The organism is Vibrio bivalvicida (genome assembly GCF_001399455.2).
Lineage (GTDB): Bacteria > Pseudomonadota > Gammaproteobacteria > Enterobacterales > Vibrionaceae > Vibrio > Vibrio bivalvicida.
The window spans coordinates 569,833-582,942 of the sequence record NZ_LLEI02000021.1 but is presented as its reverse complement, the minus strand read 5'-3'; the positions used below and the strand labels follow the sequence as shown (position 1 = coordinate 582,942).

Sequence of the window (13,110 nt, the reverse complement as noted above, 5' to 3'; positions counted from 1 at the left end):
AACAATGACTCAACGCCCTACTGCACAAGAATTTCGTACCGAGAAAGACAGTATGGGAGAGGTAAAAGTCCCTCTTAATGCTCTCTATCAAGCACAAACACAACGAGCGGTTGATAACTTTCATTTCAGCAAACATGCAATGCCAGAAGGCTTTATTAAAGCTCTCGCCTACATTAAACAAACTGCCGCCCTTACCAATGCGCAGCTTGGGCTGTTGGAAGGTGATATCGCCCAGGCCATTGGTGATGCCGCACAAGCCATCATAGACGGACGGCATCTAGAACATTTCCCAATTGATGTCTATCAAACAGGGTCTGGCACGAGCTCAAACATGAACGCAAACGAAGTGATCGCGACCCTCGCCTCACAGCTACTTGGCGGTGATGTGAATCCTAACGACCACGTTAACATGGGTCAAAGCAGTAATGACGTTGTCCCAACAGCGATACAAATTAGCTCCGTATTAGCCATACAAACGCAGCTTATCCCAGCGTTAAACCATCTATCTAAAGTGCTAAGCGATAAACGAGCTGAAGTTGGCGAGAGTGTAAAAACTGGCCGCACACACTTGATGGATGCGATGCCAATTACTTTCGACCAAGAACTAGGTGGCTGGCAATTCCAAATCGAACAAGCAAAAACGGGCATTGAACAATCTCTGATTGCAGTCAAAGCCTTAGCGCAAGGTGGTACGGCTGTTGGTACGGGTATTAACGCAGACCCTAGATTCGCGACTAAGTTTGCAGACAATCTAGCGCAAGCAACACGTATTGATTTTACTTCGAGCGAGAACTTCTTTTATAACCTAAGCTGCCAAGATGCAATTGTCGCGCTTTCAGGTCAGTTAAAAACTGCTGCGGTAGCCACAATGAAGATAGCCAACGATTTACGTTGGATGAACTCTGGCCCACTGGCAGGTTTGGGGGAAATCGAACTTCAAGGCCTTCAGCCTGGTTCATCTATCATGCCGGGAAAAGTGAACCCTGTAATTCCAGAGGCGGCAGCCATGGCAGCAGCACAAGTTATCGGTAATGACACAACAATCACGGTTGCTGGCCAATCAGGTAATTTTCAATTAAATGTTATGCTACCAGTTATTGCCCATAACGTACTTGAAAGTATTGATTTACTAGCAAACAGCGCAACAGCACTGGCAGATAAAGCAATCGCAACATTTAAAGTTCGTGGAGACAACCTCGAAGTAGCACTGGCAAAAAATCCAATTCTGGTGACAGCATTAAACCCAGTGATTGGCTACCTGAAAGCAGCGGAGATTGCGAAGAAGGCCTACAAAGAAGGTGAAGCGATTATTGATGTTGCTGAACGTGAAACTGATTTAGATCGTGCAACACTAGAGCGTTTGTTGAACCCAACTAAGCTCACTAAAGGCGGTGTCGCTGAATAACGTATTTGGTAGGTCAAACCAGAAAGCACACATCCTTGTGTTGTGTGCTCTGGACTAAATCCAAGCCAGAGACAACAGCAATAATGGTAAGGCAATCGCCGATGCCATTTTTGCTAACGCCAAAAACTCTCTTAGCATCACTTCACGCTTAGGTGAAACGGCTGCTTGCGAGAATGACGCCGCAACTTGTGCACTGCTCATAAGTCCTCAAACAAATGAGATATGAAAGGAGCGGCAATTCTATAGCTAGCTCTACTCGACTTCAACTGATATAGATTTAACGAATATTTTGCGCAATTCTCCACAACACGCCAGATGGATCAATCACGCAGAACTCTAGCATCCCCCAAGGCTGTTCGATCAAGTTAGTCACCTTACAACTAAAGTTTTGCTCTATCTGCGAGGCTTTGACATGGCTAAACCAACTGTTCGCATCCTCAACCAGTATGTGCATCATGGTGTTTTCTGCATGCTCAACATTGTAGTAGTTTTGCAGTAAAAACGCGTGGCTTTCGCGCCTTAAGTAAGCGACATCACCAAATACAGAGGCTACTTCAAAACCCAGTGCTTGATAAAATCGTTGAGATTCGTTGAAGTCCTTACTTGGAACAAACGATTTAATTTCTGTGATAGCTAAATTACTCATGGTGAGCTTCCTTTCTCTCGGCAAAATCAACTAGATGAGCAAGGATACCCTGTTTGCAAGTGAGAATCGATATCAATAACCAATTTTCGTCACAACTATCTTGTGATCGGAGCCATTTGGTTTTTCTATACTTCTACGCTCACAGATTCTTCTACCACTTTGACTCGATTTTAACCATAAATGGTCAATTGCAATCATCGTAAAATCAGGAGTTTGAAACTGATTCGCCCAGTTTGGCCAGCTCGCTACAGGGGCGGTTTGAAAACTAGGAAACATCTTGCTAAATCGAAGACTCACAGATGAGAGGTTAAAATCTCCAACAACCAGCACCTCGTCACTAGGATAAAGCTGGTTTAACGACTCAATAGTGCGAATAATTGCATTACGTCGATACCACAGTTCCTTCGTCCTTGGTGAAGTCGGATGAGCAACCATAAGAGTGATATCAATATGCTTATTGGGGTGCCATGTTCCACGAATAATCGCTTGTTCATCAGGTGTCATGAAAACAGACATTTCTTTGAGTGGAGACCGACTTAGTACCATCTGACTTGATGGATAGCCAATCCCCTCTTGACCACCATAATAAAAGGGATAGACGTCATCAAGCATTCTAAGTTTGTCGCCTATTTCCGGTGCAACTTCCTGCAAAATTACTAAATCACTTGAATTGACGAGCAAATAGTTGATGAATCCGTTTACGTTATCATTGTCGTAATAGAGATTGAATTGCGTCACTGTAATGGGGTTTACACAATTGGCGGTTAGGATTCGAGTCGAATTTGGTGTCAGCAAATAAAACACTCCAGACGAGATCAGACAGACAAGCGCTGCCGCCCATTGCTTACAACTAAGCAATATGCCGAACATAATCCAGTAGGTAACCAAGAAAATCGCTGGAAAAGCAACTAGGTTTTCAATCCACCATGTAGACTCATAGAAAGAAAGCCCTAGCCAGAATAAGGTAGGGCAAAATACTATCAGCCAAAATAACCCTCGCTTTAACAATGCTTATTCCTCACTACACAGACTGTAAAAGTATGGGTTAAAAATCGATTATATGTAGCGGTTGACTATTTCTTCCAACGTTCCATCTTCCGCTATTTCAGCTAGCCTGCGATTAATGAATTTCTGTATAGCAGGATCTATAGACGATGAAAATGCAAGATGGATCGGGTAATCAGGGATCACATCACTAAAACCATCAATCCTATATTCGTAACGAGGCAGACCAAGACGGCCAAGATGATATTTCACACGAGATTCCATTTCGACAAAAACCGTATCTTCAGGTAAACGCTTTAAAATACTGAACGCTGCCTGATAATCTTTAACGCGTATCTCTTCCATCTTTCCTTGCTTTATATACGGCATTAATTCCGGATAATCGAACCCAAGCAGTAGCACCATCCCTTTACTCCCCAATGAAGAAATATCTTGGTAAATAAAAGGCGTAATTTGGCTAGTGACTAAGGCATGACGCACCGTATATATTGGCAAGTCTGATAAGTTCTCTGACTGCACTTTCCCCCACTTCGGGCTACCGTAAGTAATCCAGTTTTCTGTTCCTCCTGCTTCTAAGATAGAAATCATGCGATTAAATGGGTAAGTGTGATAAACCAAATCGTAACGACTATCAGTAAAAATTTCAGCCACAATATCTGACACAATCCCGGAGTGTTGCTCTCCATTACGTTCAATCTGAAATGGCTGAGCTTGGTTAGCAATAACGTAGTAGTTTACTTTTTCCCCAGAGTAAGACTGACTAGTGAATAAAACGCCAATCACACACAATAGCAAATGGTAAAACTTGGGCATCCTTACCTCCGTTAATTATTTTTCACAAATTCGTACGCAAATTCATTGTTGTAATACTAGGCTATTTATAGGAAACCTTGCACATAAAAGGAAAAAATGTGAGCCATTCTAGAAGCTTAAGCATTACTAAACAGTTGGTTGTCGCTACGTTGCTGATCAGCAGTGTGCTTGCTGTCGCGATTGCAAGCGTTAACTTTTATTTGGGTTACCAGGGCGAATTAAAATCTCTTGAGCAGAAGTTCTCTGAAGTTGAACATAGTTACCTAAGTAGTCTCAATTCTAGCCTGTGGGTGGTCGATACCGCTTTGCTTGAGACCCAAGCCCAAGGCATTTTTCAGCTTCCCCATATCGACTCTGTCATCATCGAGGACAGCGCCTCTACTTTGATCTCATTAGGCGACATTGAAGGCTCACAAAAGCTCTCTAGGCAATGGCCATTGACCCATTCACTCGGAGAAAAGCAGTTTGACCTTGGTTCACTCGTAGTAGAAACAGACTTAGCTCCAATTCATGCCAAGCTGTGGAAAGATTTTATGTTCTTACTAGGGGTCACACTGCTTCAAACTAGTGTCATAGTTACCAGTTTACTTATGCTAGTCATTAAACTAATTATAAAACCGATAAGAGAGATCTCTAGCACCATGTCAGATTTTTCAAACGGCGCAACACCACCTAAGATTGCAAATACGACGAGACCGTTTAATGATGAATTAACCACTCTACGCAGCAAATATAATCAGTGTATCGAACAGCTTGAAGTCAATTACAGTCAGCTTTTAGATTCCAAACAAAAAGCAGAAGTTGCCAATGTTAAAAAAAGCGAGTTTCTCGCCAATATGAGCCACGAAATTCGCACTCCTATGAATGGTATTGTCGGTATTGCAGCCTTGCTTAAGAGTACCGAATTAAACGAGACTCAAAAGAACTATATTAATATTCTTTTATCTTCTTCGGATACCTTGCTCGATATCATCAACGAGGTCCTCGATTTTTCTAAAATAGAAGCCGGTCATTTTGAACTTGATAACACCCAGTACAATATCAACGAGTTACTTCAGCAACTCTCCAACGAGTTCAATTTACGTGCAACTCAAAAAGAGCTGACATATCGATGTAACATAGACTCTGGATTGCCAGATTGCGTCGATGGGGATCCTGCAAGGCTTAAACAAGTACTCAATAACCTAGTCGGTAACGCACTAAAATTTACCGAACAAGGGTTTGTAGAGTTAAAAGTCACCACATCTATCAGTGAAGAAGCCAAGCTGTTATATATTGAAGTCAAAGACTCTGGTATCGGGATCCACAAAGACAAACTCGAAGCCATCTTCGAAAAATTTCAGCAAGCCGATGGCAGCACTACTCGCCAGTATGGAGGAACAGGGCTAGGCCTCGCTATTAGCCAAAAAATAGTCGAAATGATGGGTGGCGAGCTAAAAGTAATCAGTGAACTGGGTCTTGGTAGTAGTTTTTATTTTGCTATACCACTCCATGTCAGTCGTGCTACGACAACATCAGTTCAAACTCAACCTATACCTGTTCAGCAAAATCTAATCAACTTCAAGCCCAAACCACCAAATACCCCCGAATTAGTTGTACATCAGAAAGTAAGCCAAGGCGTATCAGTACTTATTGTCGAAGATACTCGCGTTAACCAGCAAATAATTAAAGGAATGCTTAACCTACTCGGTATTGAAGCCGTGATTGCCAGTAATGGTAAAGAGGCAATCGACCTATGTGAACAGCAAACATTTGATGCCATTTTAATGGATTGCCATATGCCGATAATGGACGGATACGAGGCAACAAAAACTCTCCGAGACCGCAACGGTTGGACCAAAACCGTACCGATTATCGCCATAACCGCAAACGTTATGAAAGAGCACAGAGAGCAGTGCTACGAAGCAGGCATGAACGATTTTTTATCTAAGCCCGTTCAACCTGAGCAAATAAGTAGCACCCTACATGACCAGTTGCCTTGGCTAAAAGATAAGGTGGCGCTGAGTGGTTCTCTTAATAAGCGCAACGATCAAGGAACATAGTTATATTTGCCTTACCCAACTTATCAAGTTGGTTCTTTCTGCAAAGGTGATGGTAATGGCCACCCTCACTGGAGAAAGGTTGCGCTTTTTATAAATAACTGTGTTAGCATACGCCGCTTTTTGACACACCTCACAATTCTTGCGAAATGGAGTGAGGGAAATGCAATAGCCAGTTGAACTTATTGGCGACAAAATAGCGAACTTATTAATGCCTAACCTGACGCAGTCACTCCCATGTCCCTTAAGCCAAGGTTCAAATGAAACTGCTACAAATCATCGCACACGCTTATCCTCCACCTTTGATAAATTTGAACTGAATAACCCCGTATTTCTACTAAGTGGAAGCTTTCTTGCTTTCTTTGTTGCTCTCGCTCTATTCGACACCACATTGCTGTCTGAGTGGGTTAATATCGGGTTTTCGTCATCTACCCAGTATTTTGGAGCGTTTTGGCAAGTTCTGCTGTTACTCAACTTTATCATTGGTCTGGTTATCGCACTGGGTAGAACAGGCTGTGTCCGACTTGGTGGAGTCGCTAGCCCAGAACTCGAGACATTCAAATGGCTTTCTATCGTTTTATGTACTCTACTTGCAGGTGGAGGGGTTTTCTGGGCTGCTGCTGAACCTATTGCTCATTTCGTTTCACCACCTCCAATCTATGGTGAAACCTCTCTTCACTCAATGGCGATTAACGCCTTGTCCCAATCTTTTATGCACTGGGGATTTCTTGCTTGGGCGATCTTAGGTTGCTTGTCTTCTATCGTCCTGATGCATTTACATTACGATAAAGGCCTGCCATTAAAGCCGCGTACCTTGCTTTACCCTATCTTTGGTAACAAAGCGATCAATGGCTGGATTGGTCACGTTGCAGATGCTACCAGCGTAATTGCTGTCGCAGCAGGAACTATTGGGCCAATTGGCTTCCTTGGATTACAGATCAGCTATGCTCTCAATGTTCTTTTTGATGTGCCAGACAATTTTACTACTCAAACAATTGTCATCGTATTCGCCATTGCCGCTTACACCCTATCGGCTCTGAGTGGAGTAAGTAAAGGCATCCAAATTGTTAGTCGCTACAATATTTTGTTGTCGCTTGCTCTTATTGGTTACCTGCTAATTTTTGGTCCAACAAGCTTTATCGTTGATGGGTATATGCAAGGCATCGGCAAGATGGTCGACAACTTCTTTCCAATGGCACTATTTCGCGAAGATACGGAGTGGCTGAGTGGATGGACTGTGTTCTTCTGGGGCTGGTTTATTGGCTACGGGCCAATGATGGCGATCTTCATTGCTAGAATATCTCGTGGTCGAACAATTCGACAACTCGTGCTTTCAATCAGTATTGCCGCTCCACTGATCACCTGTTTTTGGTTCAGCATTGTTGGTGGCAGTGGTTTAGCTTTCGAACTCGCCAGCCCTGGCCTTATTTCCGGTGCTTTTGAAGGTTTCAATCTGCCTGCTGTTTTGCTTGCCATTACTGCTCAGTTGCCATTTCCACTGATCATTTCACTACTATTTTTGATTCTAACCACTACCTTTATCGTCACTACTGGTGATTCAATGACTTATACCATTAGTGTCGTCATTACTGGTTCAACTGAGCCAAATTCGACTATGCGCGTCTTCTGGGGGGTGGCAATGGGCGTCGTCGCCATTACGCTGATATCGATTGGTTCAGGTGGTATCTCAGCTCTACAGTCATTTATTGTAATTACAGCAGTCCCGGTTTCATTCATCCTGCTGCCATGCTTATGGAATGCACCAAACATTGCCAATCAAATGGCGCGTAAACAGGGTATTTTGTAGCGCTTAAAGGTGGTCAGTTATGTTTACAGACCACCTATTCTGTTTGATATACAAGGCCACGCTTGCCCTTAAAGAACCTTTGAAACGCATTTGTTGACATTGAGGTTACAATTCTGGCTCAAAAGTCGCTACCATTGAAATGTGACTCACTCAATCATAAATGCGTTTTAGATGATCTTTCGCTCTTTTACTGCTCTCATCCTTTGCTTGTTTGCAACCCAAACCTTTGCCTCTTCCACGCAGCAAGCCTGGCAGCAATTTTACCAGCGCAGTTGGTCAACGCTAAGCGTGACATTGTCACAAAAGCAACTTGCTCAGTATTCACATGAACTGCTTGTTTCAGACGCCCAGTACCCTAATTTCGAGCGATACTCTTGGCAAGATCTTGAAAAAGTTGCGCGAACCAAACAGAGGTGCGAGCGACCAACGCATTATAGCCCGATACTAGAAACAGCTATTGAGTTTGAACTTCTTCTCTGCAAAAGCGAGGTTATCCCAAACGCTTGGTTTGGAGAGAACCAAAAGCTTCATCCAGCGGGTGGTAGTTTCGCTGACCGATACTTTAAGCCAACAGATGACCACCCAATCAACACCAATATAGCAACTCTGCTTTCTGGTGATAATCCTGCACACCCATTACGTAAGGTATTTTCTCAGTTGTCTGATACGGGCAGGGACTCTTTGCTCAATGGCTATCGAGCGTGGCTAGAGCCCGACGCTTTGTGGCTAAATGGAGAGTTAGGATGGAAACGGATTCCAAACAAGATTTGGCAACCGATAGCACAAGACCTAAATCTAACAATCAATGCGCAGCAGTGTGATTTCCGCTACAACAATCTTTGCATTGCCAAATATAAACCAAGCACGAATCTAGTGGTTGTTACATCTTCTGCACTCTCTCTCTTGCTGGCTTTGATCCTAGCTCGAACCCTTTACTTGAAACGTCAACAACATCGTCATAAGCGTTTTGTATTGCAGTTGTTAACACATGAACTCCGCACACCAATTACTAGCCTTGGAATGACGGTTGATATGTTTAAGCATGAGTTTGATGAACTCAACGACAACGCTCAGCAAGCGATGTGGAGACTGCTAGAGGATTATCAGCGATTAACTCAACTGACCCAAGCCAGCAAAGGCTACCTTAGCTCTGAAAAGGATACTGATATAATGTATCAAGAAGCATACGTCAGTGACTGGTTAGAACACATCTGCTCTGAGCACAATGTCGGCTTCAACTTAGACCGAGACCAATCACTCAAGCTGCCCTTTTATTGGCTCAGTATCTGTTTAAACAACCTAATCATTAACGCCAAACAACACGGAATCCCCCCGATAAAGGTTGATGTTTCAATCAATGGAAAGCTGAATGTCACCGTCTCGGATTGTGGTCAGTTTCCGCCTCGTTGGTATAAATGGAAAACAAAACAAAAAGAAAATGAACGCAATATGGGCATTGGTTTAGGTTTAGTCCGTCACCTGATGACGCATATTGGTGGAAAACTCATTGTGCAAACACGACCAACTCGTATTACTTTGGAGCTTCCTCTATGAACTCGATTCTGCTAGTTGAAGACGATCACCTCCTTGGGCAAGGAGTTAAAACCTTATTGCAATCAAATGGTTACCAATGCACTTGGGTCACCAGTGCAAAAGAAGCCAACAAGCATTGGTTTAGCGCCGATCTTGTTGTATTAGACAGACAACTTCAAGATGGTGATAGCCTTCGGCACCTACCTAACTGGCTACAAACAAAAGCGCTACCAGTGATCGTCTTAACGGCTAAAGTCGAGGTAGAGCAGCGAGTCGAAGGATTGATGAGCGGTGCAAAAGACTATATGACCAAACCTTTTGCTCAGGAGGAGTTATTGGCAAGAATTGTCACTCATCTGCGGCCACTAGGGTCTAGTGCCATCAATTACAAAACCCTATCAATAGATGTTTCAACAAGAGTGATTCACAATGACGGGACGCCAATTAATTTGAAACCCAAAGAATTCCAACTTCTGGTACTCTTGGTACAAAATCAAGGCCGCGTGTTCCACCGCGAAGAGTTGCTCAATAAAATTTGGGGGTATCAAGCGTTCCCAACCACTCGTACGGTAGACAACCACATTCTTCGCTTACGCAATGCAATCCCGTGCCTAGCGATAGAAACTCACCGCGGCATTGGCTATCGTTTGGTGGCAGACTCATGAAGTGTCTTAGGTTGCGCATGTCCGCATTACTTCTCGTCCTGTTGTCTTCTTTAGGTAGTAGCGCAAATGACGCTTCATGGTTTCGAGACACACCAATACAGAATTCCCTAGATGCCCTAATGAATGGTCAACCACAGCAAGCATGGCAAGAGCTGATACTCTCGCTGAGCCAGAACACCATTCAACCTAAGCATTGGCAACCAGTAAAAGAAGCGATTCTCGCCCAATCGAAGTGTGGTCATAACCTCTTCGTTGAACCGAACAATGGAAGTCCTCTGTTTACCCTATCGATTATCAGTCGCTCTGACTTCTCTAGTAGCGGCTATCAAGTCAAATTGTCAACGGAGCAAGTCGGACATAGTGGCATTTTTGAGTTGTTGTCTCCACAAGGCAACACCGTTTTATCGAATACGGTCGAGCCAGACAAGCAATACCAAGAATGGGAAACAAGCGAACTCATCAATCGACCCGTTGCTGGTGTTTACTTTCTCAAGTTCAATCAGAATGAAACACCTATTATTATCTCAACTTACGACAGCAGCCACTGGATTAAACGGGAAAACCAAAACCCAGTGGCATTACAGACACAACTTCCCAAGCTAAATAATAACTGTGCGTTGCCCATTGTCAGATTGCAGTGGTTTGATTCAAACTATCATCAAGTGGGGTCAAAAAAACCACTTAAGGAAATAGATCAACGAGTAGAATTAGGTCAACTAAATCCTCCACCCGAAGCTCAATACCTCAGTGCATCAGTTTTAATCTACGAATACCAACCTAGGGTGAAGGTCGAGTATATTCACCGAGTTTCCTTGCCGTTCCCCAATAGAGACAAATAGGTGACAAATAAACAACGGCGACGGTGTTTAATGAGCATATTGAAACCAGCAAGGAGTAAAATATGCTTTTCAAACCAACAAAAACCTTCCCTTTGTTAGCCGCGCTTACGAGTAGTATTCTTTCTACCAACGCTATTGGGGGAGCTGATACGGTGACCCTCAAAGAGCACAAAGATGCGATCTCCATCAACCCGAACTCATTAGCTATTAAATGGAACGACACGCTTGTCAATCAATCCGGGTTAGCTGTTGACGGGTCACCTCAGAGAGCAGAGCAAATAGAGCATTTATCAGGTTCTCGTTCCCGTTGGGTTTTAAAGCCGAGCAATATCGTCGTTGACGCTAAACTTACTGATACGCTTACTTTGTCTTTCACTTATGATAAAAGTCAGCCAATTACAAGAGGTCAACCTGTTACAGTGAACTGGCTCAACCTACCAGAAGACAAAACAAATGAGCTCTACCTGCCTTTTAGTGAAGGGATGCGTGTTCCTACGGCTGATTCCACATGGATAAAATACTTATCAGAAAGCTGGAATGGTGTTAATACGACCCAAGATCTAAAAATGCCGTTTTGGACTGCTAAACAAGGTACACGCTACATCAGTTGGCACCTTTTAACCGCGACAAATAACGAACTGTCCTTCTCTGAGCAGGCTAACAAGCTAGATATGGCGGCCTCACATCAGTTTACCACTCTCAACTTCAACCAACCCTTCACTGTTTCAGTCAGTATTGGAAATAACTGGCTAAGTGGCGCCAAACAATACCGACAATGGCGCATAGACAATGACTTAACGTCAACTTTAGCCGAAAAAAAGAAAGCAAACCCAAACATCGAAAAACTCATTGGAGCGAGCCAAGTTTACCTTTTCGGTTCTGATGGAATTAGTGTACAAGACGTCAGCGATTGGTGGGGCTTACACACATGGCTATTTAAGCAATCTCAGCTTAGTATCGAAAAGTCTGTAAGAAAAGAGTTAAAAGATTTAGCTAAAGGTAAAGATTGGCTTAGTCGCTACCATAAACAGTTAATGGTCGACTCTATCAACCTAGCTCTGAACGAAATGTTTCAAGCCCCTGCACCAACCATGGCAAACAATACCATCGAAGATCAGTTCAAAGCGGCACAAAACAAAAGGCAGTGGCTCGCAAAAAACGCTAGGCAGTATTTAGCGGTACCAGCAACATGGGGACAAGCTATTTCAACGGATATGGTCAATCAGTTGCAAGATGCTGGTTTAACCCGACTGTGGCTTGGTTTTGACAATTGGATGCCTGCATTCTACCAACCCAATGTGGTCAATCAGGCAAAAAAAGCTGGCTATCTGGTTGGCACCTATGACTCCTACAATACCGCTATTCCACGCGGACTTAATAATGGTTGGCTAACCGCTCAACTCCCAAAACAAATGCGCAACCAATGCGCGATAGAGCAAGCGGATGGCAGTAAAAAGAAAGGGTTTCGTGGAAACGGGTACTACCTCAATCCAAGCTGTGAAATGAAATACGTAAAAAAGCGTATCGCTGATATCTTGCGCTTTGGTCACTTTGATAGCTTGTTTATCGATGCTGATGCAACTTCAATGGTAAGAGAAGACTATCATTTATCAACTAGTGAATCGAACATGCTCGAAGGCTTCAACACTCGAATGCAAACTATAGTAAGTGGTAATGATGTCGTATTAGGCTCGGAAGATGGCAACTCACTGACCACATCTGGCATTGCCTTTGCGCACGGCTTAGAAACGGTTGGATTTGGCTGGCGCGACAAAGAAATGAAGAAAGACCGTAACTCTCCCTATTTCCTTGGCCGTTGGTACCCTGACTACAAACCCGAATTCTTCTTTAAGCCAGCACGGGTAAAAGAGCCATATAAAACTTTGCTGTTTTCACCTAAATATCGAATCCCTCTATATCAAGCCGTATTTCACGACGAGGTCATAAACAGCCATCATTGGCATTCAGATAGTCTAAAATTCAGCGATGTAAAAATTGAGCGCGACCTAACGGCAATGCTCTATAACGTGCCAGCAATGGTTCATTTAAGCCGAGATGAAGTGACGTCACCTAGTAGCCCACGTTTAATCGAATTGCGAAATTATCAACAGGGGTACAAACCACTTCATAAACAACTATGGGACAAACAACTAGTCAGTTTCGAGTGGTTAGATGACAAAGGAGAAGTACAGCAAACACAGTTTAGTGACGGAAGTAAAATCATCGCCAACTTCTCTGGCAAGCCGTTTAAAACAAAGCAACACCAAATCGCTAAACAATCGATATTGGCGCTGCTAAAAGATTCAGATCCCATCTCATGGCAACCACTAAACAACCACTATCGAGGTCACTAAAGGC

11 protein-coding genes are annotated in these 13,110 nt (G+C 43.4%); 7 read left to right on the top strand and 4 right to left on the bottom strand.

The features are described 5' to 3' along the window. Window positions 1–4 precede the first annotated feature (4 nt). Window positions 5–1,405: a class II fumarate hydratase gene (locus tag APB76_RS07855; RefSeq protein WP_054962149.1), complete on the top strand. Its 1,401-nt coding sequence runs from the start codon at window positions 5–7 to the stop codon at window positions 1,403–1,405. A gap of 54 nt (window positions 1,406–1,459) precedes the next feature. On the opposite strand, the gene APB76_RS23090 is transcribed toward APB76_RS07855, so the two are convergent. The 4 genes from APB76_RS23090 to APB76_RS07840 form a co-directional block, all read right to left on the bottom strand. Continuing rightward, window positions 1,460–1,606, bottom strand: a complete 147-nt coding sequence (locus APB76_RS23090; protein WP_054962148.1) for a hypothetical protein — start codon at window positions 1,604–1,606, stop codon at window positions 1,460–1,462. A 76-nt stretch (window positions 1,607–1,682) separates the two neighbouring features. After that, the gene (locus APB76_RS07850) at window positions 1,683–2,051 is read right to left on the bottom strand and encodes a VOC family protein (RefSeq protein WP_049846003.1); all 369 of its coding nucleotides are present in this window, start codon (window positions 2,049–2,051) and stop codon (window positions 1,683–1,685) included. 72 nt (window positions 2,052–2,123) lie between these two features. Then, on the bottom strand, window positions 2,124–3,059 hold the full coding sequence (locus tag APB76_RS07845) for an endonuclease/exonuclease/phosphatase family protein (RefSeq protein WP_054962147.1): 936 nt from the start codon (window positions 3,057–3,059) through the stop codon (window positions 2,124–2,126). A gap of 48 nt (window positions 3,060–3,107) precedes the next feature. Further along, window positions 3,108–3,869 carry a substrate-binding periplasmic protein gene (locus APB76_RS07840; protein ID WP_054962146.1) on the bottom strand — a complete coding sequence of 254 codons (762 nt, stop codon included), beginning with the start codon at window positions 3,867–3,869 and terminating at the stop codon, window positions 3,108–3,110. Between the two features lie 98 nt (window positions 3,870–3,967). On the opposite strand from APB76_RS07840, the gene APB76_RS07835 reads away from it, so the two are divergent. The 6 genes from APB76_RS07835 to APB76_RS07810 all read left to right on the top strand — a co-directional run bounded on the left by APB76_RS07835 (window position 3,968) and on the right by APB76_RS07810 (window position 13,106). Continuing rightward, window positions 3,968–5,911 (top strand): hybrid sensor histidine kinase/response regulator, encoded by a 1,944-nt coding sequence (locus APB76_RS07835; RefSeq protein ID WP_064429692.1) that lies wholly within the window; start codon window positions 3,968–3,970, stop codon window positions 5,909–5,911. A gap of 208 nt (window positions 5,912–6,119) precedes the next feature. Beyond that, window positions 6,120–7,715: a BCCT family transporter gene (locus tag APB76_RS07830; protein ID WP_054962145.1), complete on the top strand. Its 1,596-nt coding sequence runs from the start codon at window positions 6,120–6,122 to the stop codon at window positions 7,713–7,715. 171 nt (window positions 7,716–7,886) lie between these two features. Further along, window positions 7,887–9,269, top strand: a complete 1,383-nt coding sequence (locus tag APB76_RS07825) for an ATP-binding protein (protein WP_054962144.1) — start codon at window positions 7,887–7,889, stop codon at window positions 9,267–9,269. Then, complete coding sequence (locus APB76_RS07820) at window positions 9,266–9,913, top strand: response regulator transcription factor (protein ID WP_054962143.1); 648 nt, start codon at window positions 9,266–9,268, stop codon at window positions 9,911–9,913. Before APB76_RS07825 ends, APB76_RS07820 begins: the two co-directional genes overlap by 4 nt. 17 nt (window positions 9,914–9,930) lie before the next feature. Beyond that, complete coding sequence (locus APB76_RS07815; RefSeq protein ID WP_237767889.1) at window positions 9,931–10,752, top strand: DUF2861 family protein; 822 nt, start codon at window positions 9,931–9,933, stop codon at window positions 10,750–10,752. Between the two features lie 62 nt (window positions 10,753–10,814). Next, window positions 10,815–13,106 carry a glycoside hydrolase gene (locus tag APB76_RS07810; RefSeq protein WP_054962141.1) on the top strand — a complete coding sequence of 764 codons (2,292 nt, stop codon included), beginning with the start codon at window positions 10,815–10,817 and terminating at the stop codon, window positions 13,104–13,106. Window positions 13,107–13,110: the final 4 nt, after the last annotated feature.

What these genes read in the sequence shown, in the direction of transcription:
- APB76_RS07855 (WP_054962149.1), top strand. Translation starts at nt 5, where the DNA reads ATGACTCAACGCCCTACTGCACAAGAATTTCGTACCGAGAAAGACAGT.
- APB76_RS23090 (WP_054962148.1), bottom strand. Translation starts at nt 1,606, where the DNA reads ATGAGCAGTGCACAAGTTGCGGCGTCATTCTCGCAAGCAGCCGTTTCA.
- APB76_RS07850 (WP_049846003.1), bottom strand. Translation starts at nt 2,051, where the DNA reads ATGAGTAATTTAGCTATCACAGAAATTAAATCGTTTGTTCCAAGTAAG.
- APB76_RS07840 (WP_054962146.1), bottom strand. Translation starts at nt 3,869, where the DNA reads ATGCCCAAGTTTTACCATTTGCTATTGTGTGTGATTGGCGTTTTATTC.
- APB76_RS07830 (WP_054962145.1), top strand. Translation starts at nt 6,120, where the DNA reads ATGCCTAACCTGACGCAGTCACTCCCATGTCCCTTAAGCCAAGGTTCA.
- APB76_RS07825 (WP_054962144.1), top strand. Translation starts at nt 7,887, where the DNA reads ATGATCTTTCGCTCTTTTACTGCTCTCATCCTTTGCTTGTTTGCAACC.
- APB76_RS07820 (WP_054962143.1), top strand. Translation starts at nt 9,266, where the DNA reads ATGAACTCGATTCTGCTAGTTGAAGACGATCACCTCCTTGGGCAAGGA.
- APB76_RS07815 (WP_237767889.1), top strand. Translation starts at nt 9,931, where the DNA reads ATGTCCGCATTACTTCTCGTCCTGTTGTCTTCTTTAGGTAGTAGCGCA.
- APB76_RS07810 (WP_054962141.1), top strand. Translation starts at nt 10,815, where the DNA reads ATGCTTTTCAAACCAACAAAAACCTTCCCTTTGTTAGCCGCGCTTACG.